The following is a 25,003-nucleotide window of genomic DNA, read 5'->3' on the forward strand; positions in this document are numbered from 1 at the left end:
ATAAAAGAAGTTTTAAAAAAGGTTTGGCAATTGCCAAACCTTTTTTGTTTTATATTGAACCCATAATGGATATTAGGTCAGAACTTCATAAAGCCCAACTCTTTCAAAACCTTGAACTTTTGGCAAACCAAATTGTCGAGGGTTTTATAAGTGGCATTCATAAGAGTCCATTTCATGGATTCTCTGCAGAATTTGCTGAGCACAAGATTTACAATCCCGGAGAGAGCACAAAACATATTGATTGGAAGCTATTTGCCAAAACGGATAGATTGTACACCAAAAGATATGAAGATGAAACCAACTTAAGATGTCACATGATTCTGGACAATTCGGCTTCCATGTATTATCCAGAAGTAAAACAACTTGCCATTGACAATCTGAATAAAATAGGTTTTGGGGTTTTGGCCATCGCCGCCTTAATGAACGTATTAAAAAAGCAACGTGATGCAGTTGGTTTAAGTATTTATTCTGATTCCTACAATTTTCATGCTGCTGAAAAAAGTAGTGAACGACATTTTCAAATGCTATTTTCCAAGTTGAATGACGTTTCTGGAGCAGCCCATTCTTCATCAACAACCGAAACATATACCTACTTACATCAGATTGCAGAAAAGATACATCGTCGGAGTCTTATTTTTTTGTTTTCGGATATGTTCCAGACCGAAAAGGAAGAAGCACAACTTTTTGAGGCGCTTCGCCATTTAAAATATAATAAACATGCTGTAGTACTTTTTCATCTTTTAGACCACAAACATGAGCTAAATTTTAATTTTGAAAATACCCCTAAGCGCTTTGTTGATGTTGAGACTGGAACACATATAGATTTATACGCAGATAACATTAGAAACGCTTACAATGAAAAAATTGGGCAATATCAAGAGGATTTGAAATTGAAGTGCGCCCAATATAGAATTAAATATGTTGATGTTGATGTTCGCTCGAATTTTTCCAAAGTTTTGAATACGTTCATGACCGAGCGACAAAAATTTAGCTGATTTAAAAAATATGTTTGTTCATAAGAAAAAGGGGATGTATATTTGCCCTCGCTTAACCAAAAGCATGTAACAAGATTTGAACCTGACTGTTGTCAGGGTCTTTAGAGATAAAATCATTGGTCTGGTAGTTCAGTTGGTTAGAATACCTGCCTGTCACGCAGGGGGTCGCGGGTTCGAGTCCCGTCCAGACCGCAGAAATGCATTATTAAAAGCCTGATAATCAAAAGATTATTGGGCTTTTTTCTTTTACAGGTATCGATTTCGGTAACAATTCATCTCAAATCCCTGATTGTGCTCCACTTGAACCACAATCTTTCCTTTCAATATTTTAAATTTGGGTATGCGTTATACATACCAAGATTGGAAAAATGGCAATATCAATTGGATGACCCTCGAATCCAAGAAGTACGAAGAAAATCTTATCTCCAAAGAATGCCTTGACAAAATCCAAATACATCAAAAAGACATCCTTGAAGCTGAATCCAAAAAAATACTTGAGAACCTTATTTCCAATTACAACCTCAAATTGAGGGCAGATACCAATAGAGGCAGCGCAATAAAGATGCTCTTGGACACCATTCAAAATCTACTTACCTCATCTCCCGAAAAATTCAAAGACGTAACAATCCTCGATGAGGAAGAAGCATACACACAATTAATCCCCATAGAATATAAAATGAAAAAAATCCTGCCATTAGGATGGGTTGATTATACTGAACAGGATATAAAAGGTATTCAAAAGCAATATCAACAATTTCTTATGAGGGGTACATGGAATACTGAAGTTGTAGAAACCCCAATAATGGAACAACTTTCCAATAATGTTGAGTATAGACACTGTGTATTGGCAAAAACTTATCATGATTTTGCTTTTAGGTTAAGGCAGTACAGCGGTATAATTGTCAACACATTTATAAGTGATTCGGATACCTTTGATCTTTATGCTATCCGAGTCAAACTTAGGGAGGCAGGCTTTATCAAATACGATTACAGCAAAGAATTGTTTGTAAAGGCCTTTACAGGATATTATCTCATGAAGCACGAAAAAATCAAATGGTTGAAGCCATTGGATTGTTTGAACTATTTTATAGTTAGTTTGGAAAAAACTAAAGAAGTAAAGTTTCCAAAAGAATACAAAAAATGGGGAACGGTCTGCAATTGTTTTTCCTCCAATGGAAGTGATATTAACCAAGAGACACTGCGAAAAGCTACCCACATCGATAAATACCCTATAGAAAAGGCACAAATTGACCATTTGACCTCCTAAAGATCACTGCACGACATTTTTCTAAATACTTCAATTATTTTCAAGTGCCAATCCTTGAAAAAACCAACTACCCTTCAATTCTAGTACACGGCATTACCGAATAACCGTACTAATTCTGCCAAAGTCCAATCCTAATTTGCGCCAAAATTCAAGGTATGGACCACAGCAAAAATGACATCAACTCAGTTGTAAACCTTCTCATCGATCAATTGGCTAAGGAGGTTTCCGAGAGGGTTGTATCTACCATTAAAGAGGAGCTTATAAAAAAACCGGTTGCTACTCCGCAGGGTCAAAAGCTGTTGGTCGATACCGAAGAATTATGTAGACAGCTTTCAATTTCAAAGAGCTCCATTATCAAATTGCGTAAACAGGGTATGCCTGTTATAAAAATTGGTGACTCGGTACGCTTCGAAATGGGAGAGGTCAATGATTTTATAACAAAATTAAAAAGTAAATTATGAGTAGTTCATATATATCAAAAACGGATCTTATGTCCGTTACAGAAAATGGTTGGCTTTATTTTTCCAAACTATTCCCAGAATTGGAAAAGCCCGCCAACAAAGGTCAAAACTGCAAAAACATAATAAACAGATTCAGAGACGAAGAGAATCCTTCGCTGAGGATATATTGTAAAAATGGAGTTTGGAAGGCTATTGATTTTGCTGATCCAGATTATAATGGCGACATGTTTAAATTCTATGCTGCTGTAGAAGGTTTGAATGAGGTTAAGGGAAACTTTATCCAAATAATGAATGGCATCTACAAAGAAGTTACTGGAAAGGAACCTCCTTTATTGAAAGGAACCGCTCCAAAATTTGAAACAGCTGAGTTGCCAGAAGGTGTGGATTACCTAATAGAGGATATTCCTTTTGAAAGTTTAGGTAAAGATGAAAAAAACTTCTTGGCAAAATATCATATTGATCCGGAAGTCATGAAGAGCAATAGCTCTTACTTTATCCAATCACAAACCTTCAGAAGGGACAACGGTGAGGCATTAAGGTTGAACAAAAAGCCAAAAGAAGTGATGATTGCCCATAAGGTAGCGGAATCGGCAAAGATTTACCAGCCTTATAAAAAGGAGTTTAAGTTCACATGGCGAGGAGGTATGCCAAAAGAATATGTTTATGGGATTCACCTCTTAAAAAAGTCTTTCAAAGATATTCAGGATGGTGAACACAAAAATCAACCTTTATCATTAGTCTGCTGTGCTGGGGAAAAAGATGCATTGGTACTGCAATCCATGGGATATAAAGCATTCTGTCTGTCTTCAGAAACCAACACTTACTTTCCCGAAACATTGTTGTGCTACATTCTAGATTTCCATGATGCTCTGAACGACAAATTTGAACTTGTGATTTTATACGACAAGGATGAGACAGGAAAAAAATGTGCCGAGAAAATTGTTGAGTACCAAAGTAAACACGAATACAACATTAGGATAGTTGAACTACCTGACACATTAGTTCAAAAGGGAGGTAAAGATGTGTCTGACTTCATTTCACTGGGTTTCCCGAAAGAGGATCTAATTGAACTGATTGGTGCAAAGCCTTTCTCCCCTGAATCCTCTGTTTCCCCTCAAGAAGATAATTTAGACCCAGTAGAGGAAGAAGAGAGTACAGACTCTTCACCTGTAATGGACAATGAAGATGCCCTCCAAATATCCTATGAAACCCTACCTACATTTTTAGGAGAATGCCTTGTGCCATTTGACGGTGAAATTAAATTGATGATGCTGTTATCATTTTTAACAACTATTGGAAGTACAATGCACAAGGTAATTGGTCGCTTTAGAGACGACTATATTTACCCAAACCTGTTTACCATAATTATAGCTCCACCCGCTTCGGGTAAAAGCCAGATTAAATGGGCTAGAAATTTAATCTTGCCTATTGATGAATTCTTAATAGAAAACTCCAAACAGGCTATAAGTCAATTCAGGGAACAACAAGAGCTTGTAAAAAATGGTGATATGGATTCCAGTGAACTTGGTCCTGAACCTGCTTATGAGGTAAAATTAATTCCGTGTGATATTACTTCAGCTGCTTGGATTAAACAGATGAGTGACAATAATGGTTATGGCCTAATGTATGACACCGAAATTGATGGCTTGGTTCAGTCCAATAGTGGCAACTTAAGATCTTTTAGTGATTATTTACGGAAATCCTACGAAGGTGAACCTCTTAGTGTGATGCGCAAAAAGGACAGGGAGCACATAAGAGTTGAAAAGGGAAAGTTGTCATTACTAATCTCTGGAACCCCACAACAATTCTATAGGTTAATACCAGATGGAGAAAATGGCTTGTTCAGCCGTGTAATCCCATTTAGATTCAATGGTCTCGACCGATGGTTAAGTGTCTTCAAGGATGAAGAATTTGATTTTACCAAACACTTTGAGACCTTAAGTGAACAGATTTTGGAATACTTCCTCAACCTTGAATCGCTTCCTGAACCTGTAACATTTCTGTTCAGTGATTCCCAAAAAATCAAGCTAGATCAAGTATTTGAAAAAAGGATTGAATGGATAAAGACCATTGCTGGATTCGACGGTAGGGCTACGGTCAATAGGCTAGGGGCAATTACTTTTAAAATTGCAATGATACTCACAACACTTAGGAGACTGGAAACAGATAGCATGCATAACAGTTTCCAATGCACTCCAGAAGACTTTAATTCAGCAATGGCAATCAGCGAACTGATACTCAATAATGCCATTGATGTTTTAAGGCAGATGAATGAGGAACGAGCTGAAAACCTATTTAGAGGTATCAAATTGGATTACTACTATGCCCTTCCATCACAGTTCACCTTTGCAGAATCCCAACAGATTGCTGAGGACATGTGTATAAAGCCCAAAACAGCAGAAAAATGGATTTATCTACTAAGGGATAAAGCATTCTTGGTCAATCCAAAGAAGGGTCACTTCAAAAAAGTAGGTTAACCATAAGGTCCCTATCCGTTGTCTAAGGTGGCATTTGATAGGGACCTTCCCATTACTATTATTAACCACAAAATCGTAATTATGCCAACGTTTAAATACATCATACGCAAAAACAAATCAGCAATATCCAAAGATGGTACCACACTTATTTTTCTAAGGTATGTTCATCGGGGTGAAACCGTTTATTTTACTACAAAGAAAAAAATACCTGTTAAAGATTGGGATACAGTCACACAGAAAGTAAAAAGAAGCCACCAAGGTTATTCAACCATCAATTTGTACCTATCCAAGTTTAGGCAGCAGATGGAAAACCACATAAACATTGCTCTATTGGATGGTACTGAGCCAACAGTAGGTTACCTTAAAAGTAAATATGCCGAAAACAATACTACAAGTGGGAAACAGAGGAAACGGCTGAAAGTAATGAGCTTCCAAAAGTTCGCCGAAAGTTTCATTGAAGAATCCAAGCTAATCAAAAAGCCCTCAACGGTTAGGAGCTATCAAGATTTTCTTCATATTCTTCACCAATACCGCAAAGCGCGTAAATTAAAATGGCTGGATTGGAATTCGTTTACATTAAACTGGTATTATGATTTCATGGAGTATTATGTTCATGAAAGAGGTTCGAGTAACAACACTTTTGGAAAAATTATTAAGACTCTTAAAACCATTCTTAATGCAGGAGTTGACCAAGGATACAATTCAAATTTACAATTCAGGAACAAGCGCTTTAAAGTTTACCAAGAGGATGTCTCCAACATTTATTTGGATGAGAGTGAAATCCGCAGACTTCTTTTGATTAATAGGTTGAACAAAAAACAAATCCAAATCCGTGACCTTTTTGTAATAGCATGTTATACAGGTTTAAGATTCAGCGACTTTAGGCAAATTGAACCCAAGAACATAAGTGGTGATAGGCTTACAATCAAAACGCAAAAAACGGGAAGCACTGTTGTGATTCCTTTTCATCCCTTTGTAAAGACCATTCTAAAAAAGTATGATGGAATGCTGCCTAATATTTACTGCAACCAAACAATAAATGCTGAATTGAAGCAAATTGGAAAACTTGCAGGTCTGAAAACCCAAATTGTAAAAGTCAGGACATTTGGAATCAACCGAAAAGAAGAAGTTTTTGAAAAATGGCAGCTTCTTTCGTCCCATTGTGCGAGGCGATCGTTTGCCACTAACCTTTTTAAGCAGGGCTTCCCATCCATAAGTATCATGAAAATCACCGGACACAAATCGGAAAAAACATTCATGAAGTACATTAAAGTAACGGAAAGTGAAACAGCAGATATGTTAGAAAAACACTGGTCTTTGATAACAGCCGAATAGTTGTTTTACATAAAGACTTAAATAATCCTAACCAGTTCCTTTTTTAGAAACTGGCTTTTTTCTTTACAAGTTTTATCCCTTTCAGAGTTGTGATTGTAAAGCGTTTTTTACGGTGTTTTTTCATGTAGGGAAGATCATAACTTCTTTTGAGTACTAGACTTTATTTTTTGGTTATTCTGTGTTTGATATAGTTTTAGTGATGGTTTGATATGCTGAATAATGGAAAATAATGGTTTTGCTATTAAAAATTGACAGTGCTTTAGTATAACAAACTGTCACACCAGACCTGTACTATAGAAAACTTTGTGCGAGTTGGTAATTTCTGATATTCTGTCTCCTTCCCTACTAATCAAGATTTACCACTATCCCTTTTAAATGATTGAAACTTAAAGTCTTCATTCGTGCTCTCAAATTTGAATCAAGAATAAATCCCATTATGTTCATCCTTAAAGCCTTATTATCTGTTTGTGCCATTTCAAGTCTGTCCCGAGTTTCTTGATTAATTAAATATTTAACAAAAATTTCAACACATTGGATTCGTCTATCTATTGGCCTACTTCCATGCGGGTTTGGAGAACAAAATAGATGTGACAGGTCGTCAAAATAACTAGGTTCGTAAATCGGAGTATCCTGTAATACAAGATCCATATAGAAAAATTCGGTCACTAAACGTGTGGAATAATAAATTCCAGATTGGGTTACCGAAATCTGAAATCCCGTAATGTCCAATGGAACTTCATGGGTATCGGATACGTAACTTTCACAATTAATTAGACCAAATTTTAGTAGCTCCTGAAGTTCGGAAAGCACATTATCTCTATTATATCCGCATTTAACAAAAGAGTCTAACAGTTTTAAAGAAGGGATATAATGCTCTTTATAAGATGTTAGTTCCGCCTCATTAATCAAATAATGTAATATCCTGAGCTTTGTAAAATGATTCCCCCCAGGTTGTGAGGGGTAAAAAATATTGAAAATCTTACTTTTATTATGGAAGTAATAGTAGTTTGATTCCAATGCTACTGACTTTACAAATTCCCAAATTGGGATATTGAAATCGTCTTTGGTCATATACTCTTCTACCTTCGTATGACCTGATATCAGAAAATTGTTGAATTTTTCTAAACCTAATCTAATGTTTGGATAGGAAGTTTGCTCCAAAAACTCCAAGATTTCTGAGTTTTTTCGTCTAAACAGGGTTGTATACAAATTTTTAAAAAATGTCTGTTGTGTGACATCGGACAATTTGAAGATTTTATTTTCAATACTTCCCTCCGTGTCTGAATAAGTATGGTCGTCAACAACATATTGTATTCGTTTCTTAAGGACATCCCTGTAAGGAGGAGCTGTAAGGTGAAATATATTTGGCTGATATGCATCAAAAGGGGGCTTATCTTTCCATTGGTAGTAATAACCTTCTCTCAAAGAAATAATTATAATGCATTTTAAGGAGAGATGAATACTTTGGGCGAAAAGGAATGCATTTTTTTGCACATCGAAATCAAGCTGATCCACATTGTCAAAAATAACGCACAATCTTTTGTGACAAGGGTTAATAAGATATTTTGAAACAGCTGCTAAGTGGTCTTGAGAATTAGCAAGTTTTTGTTCGATAAAGCTGTTTATCTTAAGTTCCAGTTCCTCAGGTTTGTTTTTAAAAATTGACCAAAGCCCATTATTGGTTTCATGTTTTATTTCATCACGATAAATTCTTTTTAGTATAGCGTAGTTTTTCAAATTCAGATAAGAATGCTCACGATAAAGCTCATCTAGAATTTTTTGATATATAATCTCAGGGTTATCTAAATGTGAATAGATTGCTCTAAAATCAATGTAAACATTAGGGATTTTCTTTCTGGTAGTATCCTTAATCGAAACTTTGAAAAAGTACTTTATAAATGTGGTCTTCCCTGCACCTTTTCCACCAATAAGAACTATAGGATTTGGCAAACTGAAAGAGCCATCTAACAGTTTTTCTTCAATAGCTTCTTGTGTATGTATAGTGTTGCGAACACCAAAAACCTTTTCATCAAATTTAGGAGGTGAATCCTGAAACATTAGACTCATTTCAGATTGATGCTTCCTAACATCATCATTGAACACATAGCATTTTTTCAGAGTTTCTATTTTATCTAAGGATGAGGTATTGTCTATTTCCCTAAATATTATATCAATTATTTTAATTAATTTATCGCTAAGTTCATTCCTTACTAGCTTTTCATTTTTTCTAAGAAGCCTTGATAGACCAATTAACTTTTTATCGAATTTAGTTTCTTCACGTATCTCAATTCTGCCTTTTTGCAAAATAGATTCTCTTGAAAAAACTTCATAAAATTCAATAAATCGCTTTTCGATATCATCAAAACCATTGAAAATAATAGCTGAATTATTTTTCCAATCTTCGCCATTAGTGTTTAAAAAACGTGCTATTATGAATTGATGACCATTTGAAATCACTCCATGTGTTAATCCTTTTTCAATTAAGTAACCCCTTATTTGATGAATGACCTCCTTATTGGAAGGGTCCGATAATAATGTTTTTAGCTTTGCCTTTTTACTTTTAGGTAAAACCAGTCCGGCCAAGGTTTTTTTTGCCTCCACAACAAATGATGCCAACCCAGTAGAGACCATATAATCATAAAAACCCATACTTTGAACATAATCTTCTCTTGTTATGTTTTTTTCTTCCCAGCCTAACACTCCAATTAAAATCCGATCTAGTATTTTACATCTAGTATCTGTTTCAGAAATACTCTGTTTCTTGAGAGCTTCAAACTCTTCTTTGTAAGAATTAAAAACGTTTAATGCGCTGTCGATTGTCATCTTTTGAAATTGGACTTTGAGGATCCTTTAATACTAAGATAATGATTCCAATTGCATAGGAAGTAAATGTTCTGTGTGATTTTTGTTTAAAACAGGCGCGCTCAATTTTTTCTCTAATCCCATTATTTCCATTACTGGTTTTATACTGAAGCATTATCTTTAACAATTAAACAAAATGTATTAGAAAAACATAACATCAACATATTGACATAGCGTTAGCTATTTATTCTTGTTTCAGGAAACCGCCAATTTCAAAAAAGCAATCTAAGATGAATAGACCTGACGCCCATGCTTGGCGTGGGCTGTTTGTTTATTTGGATTGTGGGCGCTTGGCGGTGCCTCTGAAACAGTAAGCTACAGTTCCACGCTTGTTGTTTTTAGTAATCGGTGTTCGGGGCTGGCGCACAATAGATTTAAAATGAAGAAAACAGTCCTTTCTACTTTAATAATATTGTCATCCTTTACCGTTTTTTCTCAATTTGAAATCGGAACACCTGTTAGCCGATTTTTATATATGTTGGAATTACAGGCAAGGGATTCTAAAAAGCCCGATTCCGCAGGAAACCAAAGAATTCCTATAGAATACGAAGTAATCAAAGAGAATGGAATGATTACCAATGTACTAGTATATAGGAATCGACAGTTATACGTAAATCTTCAAGCTATATCTGACATAATTATTGACTTCTACATACAAGATGGTAAAATCTTCAATGTAACAACTCACTTCAAGGACTTGCCCTTGGAACATATCGAAAAGAAATTTGAAGAAATCTATGGAGATAGAAACTGGGAAGGATTATATTTCTCGGTGGATTTTCAACACTTCACAACAGTAACATTGGAAAAAGGAATGGCTTCAACCACAAGATGGGAATCTAATCCGTCCAATGTTGGAAGATATAGATGGGGGGAAGTGTTGCAGATGCAGGAAAAATATAAAAAAGAGCATTCGGAAGATTAGGTATGTTTTCCGATATTTTTATTGGGTTCGGTAAGTAGAACCGCATAACCGAATCCATGTGACAGTTCTAATTAATGTCGTTTTAAACACTCCTTAACTATCTTATTGGCATAGTTCCCTAAGCCTAAATATAGTATTCGCCTATTTTCTATCTTAGCAAAAAACACTAAACATGCCGAGCACTTCACTAAAAAAGGAATTTGAAAAAGAATTGAAAGAGCAGATTTCCAAAATTATAAAAGAAGTATATAAGCCTCTTACCTTTATTCAAATGGTAGATAAGCACGGGGCCATTGAAGCAACTAAAAGAGTTGTTGAAGACGAAAAACAAACCGAAGGTTTCACAAGATTGCTTATGGAAGGAAGGGCTGACTTAGCAGTTGAAAACATGGTTATTGATCCCAAGTTCAAGTCATTATTTACTGAGAAAGCTATATACAATAGCAGAAAAAGACTTGAAATGAAGTGAGCTTATTTTGAAAAATTCGGCTATTTCTAAGCCTATATTGCCACCTCTTAAGAAGCATTAGAGTGTAAACATACTAATACCAGCGGTTTAAATTCAAATTGACTCAGTTCTGCAAAGACTCCAAAAGATTCAAATGTTGGATTTATTGGTCGGTATAATTTGTGAAATATTAAGTCTCGACACACCTCTTTGATTTATCAACATAGAACTTCCGTCTATATCCATAAATGTGGCTGCCTGATTGCCGTAATCATAATAAAGATTTTCTTCACCATATATATACCCCTTAAATTTATCAGGTTTCTTTTCAATTTTACTAAAGAATGATGCAGTTACAGAATTTTTGTCAAATTGGTTTTGTGTAAATGACCTACGAATTGAGTCTGTACATTGATTTCTAAGGTATTCTGCAATTTGCTGAATTAAAGCTCTTGGTAAATGGTCACTTATCATAAGGTTTTCTATATTAAAATTATCTCCACCATTGACAATTTAAATCAATGGGCATATAGAATAAGTGATCCATTTTTCTTCCAAAATTCTTTCTTAAGATTGCACCATTTTGATCCGTAGCACGAAGTTCATTGCAATAATCCTGCATCAATTGTTTTAATCTATAATGTAAAATAGTACGGTAAATACTGATTTTATTTCCCCTTTTATCAAGAAATACTTTGCTAGTTTTTACTGAATTCTTTGTTGTATTAACATGCCAATCGTTTTTAGTTCTCGCTTCGTGTATAAGACCACAACGAACATCCGCATAAAAGTCCTCAGCGCTAAAGGGGGAGTTAACTAATTTTACACCTTTTTCCAATTTCCAAAAGTTATTCTTAAAAATGGATTCATTCAACAAAAACCAAATAAACAAGTTAGAACTATTTCTATATTCATAGGTCGGTGAATTTTTGTTTGATCTATGATTAAAAATTCTCCCTTGCCTAAATGATGCTAATGATTCATTTAAAGCACATTGGATTGTTAAAATGGCAAAGCCTTCACCTTGACTTTTTTGTGATTTAAGTATTTCTATAATAGGGTTGAAAAACTTTCTATCGTATCTCTGAGAAAAGAGCTGAATTGCTTTTTCCCATTCTTCATCATAGTTAAAATTGTCTTTGACATTCGGACGGATACGTTTCCATAACTCAATTTCTTTTAGTTCTACCTCCATTTTTTAGTTTATTGAAATATCAAATGCTGGAAGTCCGTCTACAAAATTCTTTAACACCGAATTCGGAGGTAAGAATATGTTATGTATTGGAACAAATGGTGATTCACTAAAATTAACACTACTTTATCAATAATCAACCGATTTACTTAAGGCCATTTCCAACAACTTATGATATGTCTGTTTACGCTTCAAACTAAAAATGAGACTAATTCTGTTTTGTCGAAAGAGCAATATATTTTCACCGTAATTACCTGATCTTACTTTTTGCTTGGTGCCAGTTCTTTCTTAGTATAGGTCTTGAAAAAGAAGTTTCTCCATTTGACTCTTCACCCGAGTAATGACAATACTTTTCTTGGTAACTTTTATCTTTGTATCTCAACCATGACTTGTAAGCTTTGTCACAAAAGGGCTTTTCAGAATTAAATGGTATTTCAACCCCGGTTCTTATGCAATATCCATGTTTTTTTTTCTTAGTGCCAATACTTTTATATGGGCTTTGAGTTTGAACACTTGAATTGAGTAATTCCGACAATTGATCTTCTGTATGAGACTCGGTATATTTTCTTTTAAGCCCCATTAATGATTCATCGTATTCAGGGGTTCTTTTGTATAAACATTCGCTGTTAATGGCTACCTGTTCAAAGTATTTAAATGCCTCCTCATCCAATGTATCGCTGAAAAAGTTTCCTGTTAATTCTCCAAACAAAGTAACCTTGGTTAAAATACCAAACTCAATGTTATTATTTTGAGAATAATCATAGAGATTCATTGAACTCAACAAAGCGGAAGATTCATTTGCATAATATTTGGCATGAAGACGTGACTCATATCTAATTTCAATATTTGGAAAATCTTTGAGAAACTCAAAATCATTCTTTCTAAAACTATTCGCAATGTTGTCCTCATTCTTACCAAAGATTATCACAATTCTTAGTTTATCATTTTGTTTTTTTGATTTAAGCACGTCAAGAATCCTCGCATGAAGCTTTATGTAGGGAGACACGATGATTAGTTGCTGCTCCGCTTCATCAAAAATTCTTTCAAGTTCCGCATTAAGTTGATTTCCTTTAATAAATTTAGCCATATAAACTAGTTGGTTTTCGTTAAAATATAGACTCTTAATTTAGATAGTTTAAAATTATTGATTTTCGCCAACTTCACTGAAATCATCCGCAAGTTAAATTTCGCATTTAGCAAAAAATAAGTGATGAAGTTTTGATATCGAAGTCAGTGCAATATCCACAAATGTTTAGGTAAGCACACAGTAGTTTAAACTTTAAAAAGATTCACAGATTAAGTATGTAAAGGTATTCGTAAGTGTTTATAGGCTTCGAAAGGTTTTTCCATCCAGATTCTAGGGTTAAATTCCAATTCATTGTTAATCAATGTTTTGTGGTTTTACGTTTTGATTAATGTATGATTTACGTACGCTAAATTTATTTCAACCTCGTTTTACAATATTTAATCTTCAAAAGGAGGTGAGTGCGAAATATCCAAATTTGAGCACCCTTTAAACCACTCATCTTGGTAGTTAATTATGATTTTTTGAGATGATTCACCAAATCAATTATTACACTTTAAATGACTTTTGAATAAAACCCTAAGGTCTGTTTTTATGCTCTTTGCCCGTGTACATTAAAATAAGGCCCTAAAATTAAAGCTTTGCAATGTCCGTTTAACTTAAATGAAAGCGTAAGAGTACCTGTCTTAGAGTTTCTTTAAGGTCTCGGTCACCTTGGTATTGATTTTTTCGGTTTTGGTTTGGAAACTTTGTAAGTAGGTTGCCAGTGCTTCTTGGATAGCTGTAACACTGTTCTCCATGTCAGCAAACCTCCTATTACCATTGTTTTTAAGGTTTCTTACCATTTCAAAGTAATTGTCAATATCATCTGAAGTCATATTAGTCGTACTTGTTGCGGTAAGACCGCTATTTTCCATTCTTAGGATTACGGCCTTTATAGTTCTTATATGTCCTGTAATAATTGTGTTTAGTAGTGGGTTTCTTGACTTGAGCATGGTTTCATCTACATCAAAATTCGAAACTACCGAATTCGAAGCATCCTTAATTAGGTTGATAACAGCGATTTCCGCTTCCCCATCCGTGAATGCCACGTTATCGTCGGTGAGAAGGTCTGATGCCATGGTCAGCGTACCAACTTTAGTTGAAAAAATACTAACCTTTAGGAAAACAAGGTTAAGCGACTCAAAATCGAGCACTTCTGATTCGTAGTATTTGTTAAGGTCTTCAAAAATTTCTTTAGCTTCTTGCTTTTGCTCTATTGACTGATCCTCTAACTCTGTGACCTTGGCATTGAGATCTTCCATCTCTTCTCTATCCGCTCTGTTCCCAAACTGTTCAAGCAAACCTTTAACACCACTGAAAACACCTGGCAGAAAAGTGTTGGTCAATGCCTCTACAACACCGATTGCGGCATTTGGCTTACTCTCATCGCTATTTTCTTGCCCTAAACAGGGCGTTAAGATTAATAATGTGAATACTGCTAAAATTGAATTTTTCATAATTTAAGGATTGTTTCGAGATTGGTTATGCATTCTTTTATTAAGGGATTCAAATTGGATAGAATATCTTTGTTTTCAGTACAAACGTCAGAGAATCTGCAGGGTTTGGTTATATCCCTTGACCATTGGAACACAAAGGACTCAAAAGAGGTTTTAGCATCTATAAAATTGACCTGTTTGACAAATTCATAATTACCATAACCGTCTTCAATTGCCTTTAACACTGATTTAATCTTTTCAATGTGAAATCGTATCTGGGACAAGATTGGATTGAATGCCTTTGCTGTTAGAGCGGGTTTATCGTAAAGTTTGAGAAAATTGGCACTACTGTAATTTTCAATAGCTTGAAAGGAATAAAAATTGCTTCGTATTTTGATTTTGAACCCATCATAGGCCTCATCATAGGCAATGCTGTCCATCATCTTGCCCAGTTCCATCACTTTCATGTTGTGGACATCAAACTCAGTAAGTTCGCTCATATTTGCCATTGAACTTTCTACCATGGTGACGACATCTGATTCAATTTCAACTGCTTCTGCCAATATCAGGGCATAGTCCGCCTCAAAAGGCTCTGCTTCTAAATTGTAATTCTCATAAACTTCATCAGATATAGGGTCAGGAACCGCTGTTATTTCAGGATTTGCGGAAACCATATGTTTAGTGGAACGGCAAGAACACATCATAATTAGCGCAAGAATAAATAAAGGTTTCATTATCAGTTGGTTTGCATGCAAAAAGAGAGCATATAAGATATTGTCAATCAAGACGAAAAGTAAAAAAATACGACGAACGGCCTAATATGGCAGACGATTGTATTTCGATGTGGAAAACCCCCAGAATATATACGGAAAGTATATAATGATGACTATAGAAAAAAGGTAAATTATTAAGGTTCCTGTTCAATAGAAAATTAAGATTTTCTCTTAAATTGCATCTTAACACCTTCCTTAATAGTATTTTACGCAAAATGAAATTTTCCTTTTAATAAAAATATGACAAAAGTATTTATGAAGAAAAATATTCTAATAACAGGAGTTGGTGGACCTGCTTCCATTGGAGCTATAAGCTCTTTACAAGCTTCAAATCAACAACTTCATATTATAGGCGTTGATGCAAATCCATATGCTTATGGGTTCAATATTTCAAATGAAGCCTATGTAGTTCCTTATGCTAATGATCCAACTTATATTGATGAAATTATAGAGATTATTAAAGCCGAAAGTGTTGATGTACTAATCCCAAATACAGATGAAGAAGTTGTTTCAGTTTTAAAATCAATAAATAGACTTAATGATTTAGTCAATATGTTTCTACCCTCATTAGATGCTGCAGAAATAGTAAATAATAAAGCAAAAACATACGAATTTTTTTCACAACCATCCTTCAGCGAAATTAACACTCCACGTTTTTCATATATTACCAAAGAGCTGGTAATTGAAAATATATTTGACTATCCTATGATTGTCAAAAGAATGGTCTCTAGAGGAGGGAGAGGTGTTTATAAAGTAGATTCTGAAATCGATTATAAATATGCAATTAATAAAGAAAAAAATAAAGAAGGTAGTTATCAGGCGATTGTTTGTGAATATCTACCCAATGAGGAATATCAGGTAACTGTGTTAACCAATTATAATGGTGAAGCACTGGCTATTGCCGGATATGAAAAAGTTATTTATCGATGTGGAAACTCACAAGTGGCACGAACCATTTATGATTTTTCGATGTTCGAAATGGCAGAAAAAGCGATTAAAAAATTAGGTTATGTAGGGATTTCCTGTATTGACTTCAAGAGAGATCCAGAAGGGAAATTGTTCTTAAATGAAATAAATCCTAGAATGTCTTCAGGAATTGATTTGTTTACAAAAGCGGGGTTCAATTTCCCTTTGGCTTACCTAAATTTAATTTTAGGGAAAGAAATAGTGGTTGATGATAAATACAAGGTATGTGAAAGTGATTATATTCTAACTCGATCCTACAATGACTTTGTAATTTCTCCTAAATAACAATAAGTTATATTAAACCACAAAGAGATTTATACTATTCAAATCATCAAAACAATAGGGGGTTTTAAGAAAGTTTAGGTTTTTGTCAACCAATCAATATTCAGGTAAGAAATACTATAATTTTGAATGATTTTGAATCATTCTCAAAACGAATTTATTTTAGTTTAACCACTAATTTTACGGTATGGATGTCAATCAAATAATAGCAGACTTAATAAATTACAATAATCCTCAAAATGAAACAATCACCGACAAGGAATATCAAAAAATATTTAAAGAAGAAGGAAAAAAGAAAGCCGAATATATAGTTAAACATTTGTCCAATGATGATGAACTCGTAAATGAGGATTTTTCAAAATATCTTTATTTGAGCATAGGAGGTTCGGATGGATCGGAAATTGAATATATTTTTAGAAAAACTAATATTTCTTATGCAATTTTAGTTGAAATCAGTGACGAAGCATCTTCCTTAGCTAGGAAAAGAGGAGACAAGTTAAGATCAGAACTTGGAAAAGAGTTATTAGTTGTTCAAGGCGATATTACTCAAAGAATGAACGACTTAATAAAAATGATGAAAGAATTTAAATCAGATAGAAAGCTATATGGCATGATTCTTTCAACTCAAGCAGTCATACATGAATTGCCAAAAAGAAGTCCCGGATTTAGGCTATCAGTCTTTTTTGGACAGCTTTTCTCTGTTTACAAAAACAACATATTTTACGGAAGAGAACCGATGAGACCTGAAAGGTGGCCCGAAACATTGGAATTGGCAATTGGTAATACAAGTTCTGAGAATTTAAAGAAGATTGCGGATATTGTAAATGAAAAATTGTCAATTACCAAAAAAGAAGTTATAGAGGTTGCTAACAATTTTATAAATATTGATTCTGTTTTATGTCTTGAAGTTTTACATAAAGTTATAAGATCTAACAATGCAGAAAACTTCATCTATGAGTTGGGCGAACAACTAACTAGTGTGAATCCAAATGAAATGAGAAGAATAGTAGAAAACCATATTGGGGAAAATACTGTTTTAGTAGAACCAATGGCAACGAATGGGTTCATTAAGGCTTGGAAAAGCTACAAAGTGAAGGTCAAAACGGAAACAGGTGATAAATTATCCTTTCCCAATACACATGTTAGATTAAAGGGTGTGTCAATTAAAGACAAAAGACCTAGAGTTAATTACAACGATTTAAAATACTTAAAATCAAAAAGAAGTGCAATATTTGTAGGACCCCATCCAGATGACATTGAACTAGGCGCCGGTGCTACAGTAGCAAAATTGAATCATTTAAAGTGGAACACTTTTTTTGTTATTGTAACAAAATCTAAGGAGAAAAAAGTTGCTAATTCCAGAAAAACAGAAGCTTTGGAAGCAGCAAGGATTTTAAAAACTTTTCCTGAAAATATAATTTTTCTTGACTACCCTGATGGAGAATTGCATCTTCTTGAAAAGAATAATTTAGATCAAACACTTTATGATATTATTGACAAAATCAGTCCTGATTTGATTTTTGGTCCATGCAATGAGGATTTACATAAAGATCATATAGAAGTTAATAAATCACTAAAGTTTGCAGCTAAAAGTCGTGGATTTTTGATGTATTATGTTTTACATCATATCCAAGAAAAAAAAATTAGCAAGCAAGTATCAATTAACGTTTCCCAGTTTTGGAATCAAAAAGTAAAATCTTGTTTAGCTCATAAAACCGAAGTCCAAAGACATAGTATAACAGAAAAAAAATTAGATTATTTAAAGGGTTTTTCGTCCCAAAATGGTATGGATTATTATGAGTATTTTGGAATTGCAGAGCCAACTGGTTATGATATTGAAAGTTTTTATGCAAAAGTTAATGAAATAAATAATGACACTTTTGGGATGCTATGGTCATTGGCTCTTGGAATAGAAAGCAAGAGAAATGTTAGTTTGAATATGATTCCCGTCCATGTTTCGAATAAAGGAGCCACACTTGAAGGTAAAGGCAGATCCCAGTTAACATCTAAATTGCATTCTTTTTTTCCAAAACTAAGTATAGAAGAACTTATTGGCGGACACGAAAAGGTTTTTGACTTTAGGAAAAAATTCTATCAACAGAATAGTTTATTTAGTGGTGGAGCACTATCAAATCCATGGACATTTCGCTTTTTATTTGGATATCCTTCTTTCATATATAGAGAGAATCAATTTATGAGGCATTCAACTCTTGCCGCCGATAGGCCTGTATATGAAGAAGAGTTTGATAAGGGCATAACAAACTCAAAAGAGAAAAAAACATGGGGAGTCGTTGTGATTATGTGGGGTTGGTGCATTTATAATAAAAAAGAACCTACTACAATATATGCTGCAGGGGTTTCTCGTGAGGCAACATATGGAGCGTATTTACTATTGCAGAATCCATTAATTGAAATTTATGAGGCTCTGTTAAAAGCTAAAAAAGAAAATGAAGCAGGAATTCAAGTGAATTTTAAACTAAAAAGTTATCAAGAACCGAAAAGTGTTAGTGATTTAGTTTTAACAAATATCGATACATTAAAGAAAATTAGTTTTGAAGAAACGAATATTTTTAATGAATGATTCTTGAAAAGGCATATCAAGTATAATTTCTAAATTTGGTTTTACTTATTTAGATTATCCTTTAAGTGAGGAGATTTTAGATACTTTTAAACTGCACGGGGTTATCTATATTTAGTGTGATTCACTTTTGTCCATTATAGTGAAGTTTTTCTTTTTCTCGCGAGCAGTTATAACACAGATAAAATAGCGATTGTCAAGTGGGACACTTCTGGTATTACAAATCCTTATTATTGATATGTCCAATTTTCGCATAAGTTTTCGAATACTATTTAAATAAGTAACAAAATCAGTACAACGTCTGTAGATGTTTTATTGTGTTCCTGTATGCAAAAAGTGGTCTGGCTATTGCAAATCAGTGTTTCTAAATATCTTTAGAAGTGTAGAAAAACCTTTAATTAATTCCCGTCCAGACCGCTTTTAAGAAAAGTAAATTAAAACAAAACCTCGCTAAACATATGATTTAGGGAGGTTTGTTACTTTAAGAGGTAAGTTTAAAAATTATTTTTTTAAATTTAAACGTTCACAAAGTGTCAACGTGTTTTTTAATCGTCAACACATTTCCGAGCCCTTAAACTTCAATAACATATTGTATAGTTGATTTGACTTTCGTCCTATAAATTTGGTAAGTATTGATACACTTTATTCAATGGATAAACCCAATGTGGGTTCATTTTAACATTTCATTTTCAATGAGTTGTATTGATTTTATTTGTTAAATTGAAAGGATTACTCTTTTGTCAATTTGAAGTAAATTGTATGTAGCCAACTTAACCAATATGATTCCCCAAGGTGAGCTTATAGTGAGGAATTCTTCATTTGATAAATTATTTGTGCTTGAGATTCTCAATAACCTGAGCATCCACCCAAAATATATCCTTATTTTCTAAGTCTCCTGAATTGTAGAAAAGATATTTTCCATCTGGCGTTACGTACCCGCCACTTTCCCCGAAGGTTGTGTTTATTTTATCTCCCATATTAATGGCAGCACCCCAAGAACCATCATTTTGTCGAAAACTGATGTATAGGTCAGACTTGCCATATCCGCCGTCTCTTTCACTATCCCAGATTAAATAGGACTCATCTGGAGCGATGAAGGGGTGAGCAGTGTATTTTCCTGTATTAATTTCCTTTCCGAGAAGTCTTGGTTCTTCGCGCTTACCATTCTTAAGCGTTGATATTCGGATTACGTCATTACTTTTATAGTCATCAAAAACATAGGTGCCTTTGGTTGATGAAGATAAGCGCATAATACCCCAGTCTTCTCGGTTAAACATTGGACCAAGACTTTTGACCTCTGACCAACCAGTATTAGTACGCTTCATATAATCCCTTCCCAAATGCATGGTCTTGCCATCTGGAGCTATTATAGGTCGACCCACCCTTGGCCCCACAACTGACTTTTGCCATTGACTATTTTCGTATTTAAAAACAATTAGCGACCATTTTCCAGTTTCAAGGTCTTTCCTGGTAAAATAGAATTCTTTCATATCGGGTGTGAAGAAACCACTAAGGTCTCTATGTTCTGTTGAAACCATGCCAGGTGCAAAAACTTCTGGGGTTGAACCAGGCGGCTTTTGACCAAGGTATGGGTTATCTATAGTTATTGATTCATTTTCTTTTGAGTTCTGTTTTTTAATGTTACAAGCATTGAAAAGTAACACGAATGCAAGTAGCAAAAATATGAAGTAGAATCTTTTCATTTTTTAAATCTTTATAAGATTTTGGGGCATCTTAAATATAGTCAGACCTTTTGATTTAAAGCTAAAGTCTGTATTACGTTTAGTATTTCTTTAAACCTGATTTTTTTAAAATTTCTTCAGGTTTATAGTTACTCAATTCAACAATAGTCATATTGGTGTTTTTTAGCGCTTGTTCTACTATATAGGTACCTACTCTATATCCAATGGCAAACCTTCCGTCACTGTGTTGGTTCATCCATTGGTTGTAATCAGCATCTTTTGGAAGATTTAATACTTCTTGTGTCCAGCCCCTAATATCATCTGATGGGTTTCCTACTTTTAAATAGACACCTGTATACGTTTTGCTGAATACATCTGCCAGACCTTCATTTATAGCTGCAGTAGAAATTCCCTTTTCAAACTCATTTTTTGATAAAGTCCAACCACGCCAAACATGATGAAATTCATGATAGATATGACCTGAAAGTGACTTCTTTACTACTGCACTAATTCCACCTTTGTATGTATATGATATTTCGGCCGTAACCTCATGTGGTGTATTGGTTCTTCCCGTTACTCCTCCCACTATATTTAAATCATAATCGACAGGAATTATTCTCAGAGTCAGGTTTTTGGTTAAACTAGGCAATAGTTTTCTGATTTCTTGGTCTGAAAGTATTGCTGTTTTTTTTATCAACTCTTTTTCAGAATTATTAAATTGATAGTCTTCTGAATCTTCAAAAACTATTTTTAAATACGATTCTTCATCGGTAATCTGTTTGTGATTAGCATTGTTTTTACAACTTGAAATCAGTAGAACAATAAATAGGAAAATTTGTGTTACTGTTTTTATTTTTATCATTTCATTTATTTTTAATTGTTCAAATTGATTTTGGGATAGATAGTCAAAAATGAGTTCTCAAACTCAAGAAAATTGAAATACAAGACTTCTTATTCCCAGATAATATTCTTATTCTCTTTTTTCCATCTCTTCGATTATAGGGTCTATACCAGATTTATACATTGCTGTCATAAATTGTAATACATGAGGAGTTGTCTTTTCAGGGCTGCCACCTTCGAAAGGGGGTGATGGGTCATATTCCATATCTAGCATAACGCCTTGAGCATAATTTTTTCCTGCTATTTCCTCTAACAACGCCAAGGACATATCCATACCTGCGGTAACTCCTGCCGAAGTCCAATATTTACCATCTTTTGAGAAGCGTTCATTAGTAAATTCTGCACCATATTTTGTCATCATCTCCTCGGCATTAAACCAGTTTGTAGTCGCTTTTTTACCTCTTAATAATCCACTGCTTCCTAAAATCCAACCTCCCGTGCAGACGCTAGTTGTATAAGTACTTGTTAGGTCTATTTTCCGAATCCATTCTTGGACATCTTTATTATAGGAAGCTTCAATTGTTCCTCTGAATCCTCCGGGTATAACTAACACATCTAAACTATCTACTTTGTCAATCGTTGTGTCAGGTACAAACTCAATTCCAGTTACCGTCTTTACATTACCTGATTTTAAAGCAATCAGTTTCATATCTACTCCCATGATTTGACATAAAACATAACGTGGTCCAAATACGTCGAGACTATTTACTCCATTGTAAACCAAAATGCCCACTTTCTCAATGTTATGTTGTTTGGGTTTCATTGCTTGTATTAGTTCTTCATGACTCATTTGCACTTGCTCAAGCTCTATATTCTCCTTTATATTGGCTTCATAACTAGCATTTTGCTTGCCACAACTTAGTATAAGAAACAATGTAGATATTATTAATATTTGCTTTCTTGATTCTTCCATAATAATTGATATTACCTCTTTGAAGTGCGCTCGTGTTAAAATTGAAGAATATAAAAACTCACCTTATCTTCTGGAATTTCTATTAATTCGCGGTCAATCAAATTTTCCGTTATTTCCGTATATAAAATGTGATATAGCCAAATAAAGTATTCCTCATAGTTTAGCTGACTAGAATTGGTAAATTCCAAATAACCTTTTCTCAAAGTGCTATCATATTTTCTAAGGAGCCTTAGTAGTTCTGGTTTGAAATCATTTGCAACCCACAACAATTCTTGGTTGCAAGCTTCAGTAATCACAGGTATATTTAATTCCTTTCTTTTTAAGGAATCTTTATATTGCCACTTCAATGATTCGTTGGTTTTCATAACTTCAGGTAACCACCTTTGATTTCCATAACGACAGAGAGAAAACCCTTCATAACCCTCCATTTGATTTCCATAAATTCCGAAGGATTCATAAAGCGAACCTTTTTCTTTTCCTAGATAAGCAGCATAGTATCTTTTTCCCCCTCTCAGTGGCCTTTCTACCTTTAGATATTCCCGCTCTACATTCTCAATTTGACCATCATCAAGAAGAATATTGCTAAGCATATACAACGAAATTGCTTCAAAATCAAAGTCCTTTAGGCAATCTATTTGTTTAGTTTTAGATACAATGAATTTATATCTTGCTATAATACTTTCAGTGATTTCCTGTACTACAGGAAGGATTGATTTTCTAATAGTTATACCGTCCTCTATTGTGAAAATCAGAACATTGGCCTTGACAATTCCGCGTTCATCTTTTTTAAGAAATTCAGATTCATACAAAGTTTCTACTTTTTCATCAAAACTCTTCTTTGTCCAATTGAAATGTTCTCTAATTTCTTCAAGTTCAAATCCTTGGTTTAATAAAATGGGAATGAAGTGGATTGAGTCATTGGTTGGCCCAAAATTGGGTCTATTATCACCAGAACTTATCATTTTGAACTCCCAATCTTGATTCATTAAAGAATGTTTAAGTGAATCGTTATTTCGTTGGCATGAAAATGCAAGTAGCACTATTAAAAGAAAAAACTTTTTCATCCTCTCATTATTTTTTAGATTAATGGTCTGCACCAACATTGGTAACATCCGGAACAGTTACCCCATCCCAAGTCAACAAACCAGGATTATCACCAGTGGCCACACCAAGTTCAGGTGGTACTCCAATACTATTGCTATTTGATGAAGATGTATAACATTGAGAATCATTTATGGTTACATTAACTGTATTAACACCTATGCCAATAGAAAAGTGATTGTTTACATCATTGTATCTGGTAATTCGTTCAAAGACACCATTTGTTATTTGAGTTTCTTCACCTGAGTTTGTATTAGCTCCAACTATAACCACATCTCGCATATAAACATCTTCGCAACCTTGGTGTATGCGTAATCCATTCTTCGATGTTATATTGGAATTAAAATAAGAGTCCACAATAACTAGATTCTGAATTGACTGAAATCGATTGTTTTGCGCATCAGACTCAAGACGTACATTAGCAAGGATTAAGTTTTTTCCTCTAAAATCAGTTCCTTGTTTGCCTTGTATAAAAATTGCCCAATCACCATTGTCGTTACCATTTATCACTTCCAAAGTAGAATTAATAATAGCTACACGATTCCACTCTGTTGCTGGACCAGAGAAATTGTTTAGCTCTCCTCCTTGAGTAATCGAGTGTAAGTTGTTAATCAAAATATCTCCTTGTTCACTATCCATTATAACTGGACCAGTGTTCACTAAACCGCCTTTCCAATGTATACGAGTGCCAGTAAAAGTCAATCCACCTTGAATCTCAGCTGTATTTTCAAGAATGAATTCGCAATCATTACAAGTGATATTGACACTGCTGTATATTCCACCTAGTACTTTAGCAGATATACCATTGATTGCCCTCGCCTCTTGCAGTTCCGTATTGTTAGTTATTACTCTTTGCTCTGTGATTTCTGGTTCAAGTGGCCATTGAATGTCAGTAACGATAGTGGGAAGTTCCCCTAAGTCATATTTCGCATTGTTTGGATTTATAGTGTTATCATCATCACTATTGCAAGCCAAAAGAACAATAGATAATACAATGCTAGCTTTAATTAAGTTTTTCATATTAGATATAAGATTTGGACAAATTTTAAATAAAAGAAAATGTTGCTAATTGGGCTGACCAATGGATGAATTGGTACGTTAATGTTTGTTAAAAATATTTGAGAACGCTTAACCTTAAAAAACTGTCTTCTTTAGTTTTTAATGCTGTTTAATAGGATAAATCTTCTACATATAAATCATCACCATAGCCTCTTACGCGTTTAAAATTGGTGATAGCATCAACTCTCTTTTCTACTTTTTTTAGAGCACACATAATCACTGTTCGGTTTTAATAAACACTTGCTTTTAGCAAGTGTATTGAATTGAGTTAAAAAATTACCCTGT

The 25,003-nt window shown here is 34.1% G+C and carries 20 protein-coding genes and 1 tRNA gene; 10 read left to right on the plus strand and 11 right to left on the minus strand.

Annotation, left to right across the window (positions count from 1 at the left end; translation table 11 throughout):
• Positions 1-65: 65 nt before the first annotated feature.
• The 6 genes from AAY42_RS10265 (at position 66) to AAY42_RS10290 (ending at position 6,535) form a co-directional block, all read left to right on the plus strand.
• Positions 66-995, plus strand: a complete 930-nt coding sequence (locus AAY42_RS10265; RefSeq protein WP_055397883.1) for a DUF58 domain-containing protein — start codon at positions 66-68, stop codon at positions 993-995.
• 118 nt (positions 996-1,113) lie between these two features.
• Positions 1,114-1,187, plus strand: a tRNA-Asp gene (locus tag AAY42_RS10270).
• Between the two features lie 148 nt (positions 1,188-1,335).
• The gene (locus AAY42_RS10275) at positions 1,336-2,262 is read left to right on the plus strand and encodes a hypothetical protein (protein WP_055394857.1); all 927 of its coding nucleotides are present in this window, start codon (positions 1,336-1,338) and stop codon (positions 2,260-2,262) included.
• A 155-nt stretch (positions 2,263-2,417) separates the two neighbouring features.
• On the plus strand, positions 2,418-2,723 hold the full coding sequence (locus tag AAY42_RS10280) for a helix-turn-helix domain-containing protein (RefSeq protein WP_055394859.1): 306 nt from the start codon (positions 2,418-2,420) through the stop codon (positions 2,721-2,723).
• A complete protein-coding gene (locus AAY42_RS10285; RefSeq protein WP_055394861.1) occupies positions 2,720-5,200 on the plus strand; it encodes a DUF3987 domain-containing protein in 2,481 nt (826 codons plus the stop codon). Before AAY42_RS10280 ends, AAY42_RS10285 begins: the two co-directional genes overlap by 4 nt.
• A gap of 81 nt (positions 5,201-5,281) precedes the next feature.
• Complete coding sequence (locus AAY42_RS10290) at positions 5,282-6,535, plus strand: site-specific integrase (RefSeq protein WP_055394863.1); 1,254 nt, start codon at positions 5,282-5,284, stop codon at positions 6,533-6,535.
• Between the two features lie 345 nt (positions 6,536-6,880).
• Here AAY42_RS10290 and AAY42_RS10295 read toward each other — a convergent pair whose 3' ends face one another.
• Positions 6,881-9,358, minus strand: coding sequence for a P-loop NTPase family protein (locus tag AAY42_RS10295; protein WP_055394865.1), 2,478 nt, complete (start codon positions 9,356-9,358; stop codon positions 6,881-6,883).
• A 418-nt stretch (positions 9,359-9,776) separates the two neighbouring features.
• Here AAY42_RS10295 and AAY42_RS10305 point away from each other — a divergent pair, with 418 nt between their 5' ends.
• Together AAY42_RS10305 and AAY42_RS10310 are read left to right on the plus strand one after the other, a co-directional pair.
• On the plus strand, positions 9,777-10,322 hold the full coding sequence (locus tag AAY42_RS10305) for a hypothetical protein (RefSeq protein ID WP_139063710.1): 546 nt from the start codon (positions 9,777-9,779) through the stop codon (positions 10,320-10,322).
• A 172-nt stretch (positions 10,323-10,494) separates the two neighbouring features.
• Complete coding sequence (locus tag AAY42_RS10310; protein WP_055394871.1) at positions 10,495-10,791, plus strand: hypothetical protein; 297 nt, start codon at positions 10,495-10,497, stop codon at positions 10,789-10,791.
• A gap of 129 nt (positions 10,792-10,920) precedes the next feature.
• Here AAY42_RS10310 and AAY42_RS10315 read toward each other — a convergent pair whose 3' ends face one another.
• From AAY42_RS10315 to AAY42_RS10335, 5 genes are all read right to left on the minus strand, one after another.
• Entirely contained in the window at positions 10,921-11,244 is a 324-nt protein-coding gene (locus AAY42_RS10315) for a hypothetical protein (RefSeq protein WP_055394873.1), read from the minus strand.
• Between the two features lie 19 nt (positions 11,245-11,263).
• A complete protein-coding gene (locus tag AAY42_RS10320; RefSeq protein WP_055394875.1) occupies positions 11,264-11,965 on the minus strand; it encodes a hypothetical protein in 702 nt (233 codons plus the stop codon).
• 247 nt (positions 11,966-12,212) lie between these two features.
• Positions 12,213-13,049, minus strand: coding sequence for a phospholipase D family protein (locus AAY42_RS10325; protein ID WP_055394877.1), 837 nt, complete (start codon positions 13,047-13,049; stop codon positions 12,213-12,215).
• A gap of 623 nt (positions 13,050-13,672) precedes the next feature.
• Positions 13,673-14,485, minus strand: a complete 813-nt coding sequence (locus tag AAY42_RS10330; protein ID WP_055394880.1) for a hypothetical protein — start codon at positions 14,483-14,485, stop codon at positions 13,673-13,675.
• Positions 14,482-15,198, minus strand: a complete 717-nt coding sequence (locus AAY42_RS10335) for a hypothetical protein (RefSeq protein WP_055394882.1) — start codon at positions 15,196-15,198, stop codon at positions 14,482-14,484. Before AAY42_RS10335 ends, AAY42_RS10330 begins: the two co-directional genes overlap by 4 nt.
• 279 nt (positions 15,199-15,477) lie before the next feature.
• On the opposite strand from AAY42_RS10335, the gene AAY42_RS10340 reads away from it, so the two are divergent.
• Together AAY42_RS10340 and AAY42_RS10345 are read left to right on the plus strand one after the other, a co-directional pair.
• Complete coding sequence (locus AAY42_RS10340; RefSeq protein ID WP_055394884.1) at positions 15,478-16,488, plus strand: ATP-grasp domain-containing protein; 1,011 nt, start codon at positions 15,478-15,480, stop codon at positions 16,486-16,488.
• A gap of 184 nt (positions 16,489-16,672) precedes the next feature.
• Positions 16,673-19,066, plus strand: coding sequence for a PIG-L deacetylase family protein (locus AAY42_RS10345; RefSeq protein ID WP_055394886.1), 2,394 nt, complete (start codon positions 16,673-16,675; stop codon positions 19,064-19,066).
• Between the two features lie 824 nt (positions 19,067-19,890).
• Here AAY42_RS10345 and AAY42_RS10350 read toward each other — a convergent pair.
• The 5 genes from AAY42_RS10350 to AAY42_RS10370 form a co-directional block, all read right to left on the minus strand.
• Positions 19,891-20,766: a TolB-like translocation protein gene (locus AAY42_RS10350; RefSeq protein ID WP_055394888.1), complete on the minus strand. Its 876-nt coding sequence runs from the start codon at positions 20,764-20,766 to the stop codon at positions 19,891-19,893.
• 79 nt (positions 20,767-20,845) lie between these two features.
• A complete protein-coding gene (locus AAY42_RS10355; RefSeq protein WP_055394890.1) occupies positions 20,846-21,607 on the minus strand; it encodes a DUF2268 domain-containing putative Zn-dependent protease in 762 nt (253 codons plus the stop codon).
• 108 nt (positions 21,608-21,715) lie between these two features.
• Positions 21,716-22,558, minus strand: coding sequence for a DJ-1/PfpI family protein (locus AAY42_RS10360; protein ID WP_055394892.1), 843 nt, complete (start codon positions 22,556-22,558; stop codon positions 21,716-21,718).
• 35 nt (positions 22,559-22,593) lie between these two features.
• Positions 22,594-23,544 (minus strand): hypothetical protein, encoded by a 951-nt coding sequence (locus tag AAY42_RS10365; protein WP_139063711.1) that lies wholly within the window; start codon positions 23,542-23,544, stop codon positions 22,594-22,596.
• A 97-nt stretch (positions 23,545-23,641) separates the two neighbouring features.
• Positions 23,642-24,679: a hypothetical protein gene (locus AAY42_RS10370; RefSeq protein ID WP_055394896.1), complete on the minus strand. Its 1,038-nt coding sequence runs from the start codon at positions 24,677-24,679 to the stop codon at positions 23,642-23,644.
• Positions 24,680-25,003 lie beyond the last annotated feature (324 nt).

This window comes from Flagellimonas eckloniae (assembly GCF_001413955.1).
GTDB classification, from domain to species: Bacteria; Bacteroidota; Bacteroidia; order Flavobacteriales; family Flavobacteriaceae; genus Flagellimonas; species Flagellimonas eckloniae.

What these genes read in the sequence shown, in the direction of transcription:
- AAY42_RS10265 (WP_055397883.1), top strand. Translation starts at nt 66, where the DNA reads ATGGATATTAGGTCAGAACTTCATAAAGCCCAACTCTTTCAAAACCTT.
- AAY42_RS10275 (WP_055394857.1), top strand. Translation starts at nt 1,336, where the DNA reads ATGCGTTATACATACCAAGATTGGAAAAATGGCAATATCAATTGGATG.
- AAY42_RS10280 (WP_055394859.1), top strand. Translation starts at nt 2,418, where the DNA reads ATGGACCACAGCAAAAATGACATCAACTCAGTTGTAAACCTTCTCATC.
- AAY42_RS10285 (WP_055394861.1), top strand. Translation starts at nt 2,720, where the DNA reads ATGAGTAGTTCATATATATCAAAAACGGATCTTATGTCCGTTACAGAA.
- AAY42_RS10290 (WP_055394863.1), top strand. Translation starts at nt 5,282, where the DNA reads ATGCCAACGTTTAAATACATCATACGCAAAAACAAATCAGCAATATCC.
- AAY42_RS10295 (WP_055394865.1), bottom strand. Translation starts at nt 9,358, where the DNA reads ATGACAATCGACAGCGCATTAAACGTTTTTAATTCTTACAAAGAAGAG.
- AAY42_RS10305 (WP_139063710.1), top strand. Translation starts at nt 9,777, where the DNA reads ATGAAGAAAACAGTCCTTTCTACTTTAATAATATTGTCATCCTTTACC.
- AAY42_RS10310 (WP_055394871.1), top strand. Translation starts at nt 10,495, where the DNA reads ATGCCGAGCACTTCACTAAAAAAGGAATTTGAAAAAGAATTGAAAGAG.
- AAY42_RS10315 (WP_055394873.1), bottom strand. Translation starts at nt 11,244, where the DNA reads ATGATAAGTGACCATTTACCAAGAGCTTTAATTCAGCAAATTGCAGAA.
- AAY42_RS10320 (WP_055394875.1), bottom strand. Translation starts at nt 11,965, where the DNA reads ATGGAGGTAGAACTAAAAGAAATTGAGTTATGGAAACGTATCCGTCCG.
- AAY42_RS10325 (WP_055394877.1), bottom strand. Translation starts at nt 13,049, where the DNA reads ATGGCTAAATTTATTAAAGGAAATCAACTTAATGCGGAACTTGAAAGA.
- AAY42_RS10330 (WP_055394880.1), bottom strand. Translation starts at nt 14,485, where the DNA reads ATGAAAAATTCAATTTTAGCAGTATTCACATTATTAATCTTAACGCCC.
- AAY42_RS10335 (WP_055394882.1), bottom strand. Translation starts at nt 15,198, where the DNA reads ATGAAACCTTTATTTATTCTTGCGCTAATTATGATGTGTTCTTGCCGT.
- AAY42_RS10340 (WP_055394884.1), top strand. Translation starts at nt 15,478, where the DNA reads ATGACAAAAGTATTTATGAAGAAAAATATTCTAATAACAGGAGTTGGT.
- AAY42_RS10345 (WP_055394886.1), top strand. Translation starts at nt 16,673, where the DNA reads ATGGATGTCAATCAAATAATAGCAGACTTAATAAATTACAATAATCCT.
- AAY42_RS10350 (WP_055394888.1), bottom strand. Translation starts at nt 20,766, where the DNA reads ATGAAAAGATTCTACTTCATATTTTTGCTACTTGCATTCGTGTTACTT.
- AAY42_RS10355 (WP_055394890.1), bottom strand. Translation starts at nt 21,607, where the DNA reads ATGATAAAAATAAAAACAGTAACACAAATTTTCCTATTTATTGTTCTA.
- AAY42_RS10360 (WP_055394892.1), bottom strand. Translation starts at nt 22,558, where the DNA reads ATGGAAGAATCAAGAAAGCAAATATTAATAATATCTACATTGTTTCTT.
- AAY42_RS10365 (WP_139063711.1), bottom strand. Translation starts at nt 23,544, where the DNA reads ATGAATCAAGATTGGGAGTTCAAAATGATAAGTTCTGGTGATAATAGA.
- AAY42_RS10370 (WP_055394896.1), bottom strand. Translation starts at nt 24,679, where the DNA reads ATGAAAAACTTAATTAAAGCTAGCATTGTATTATCTATTGTTCTTTTG.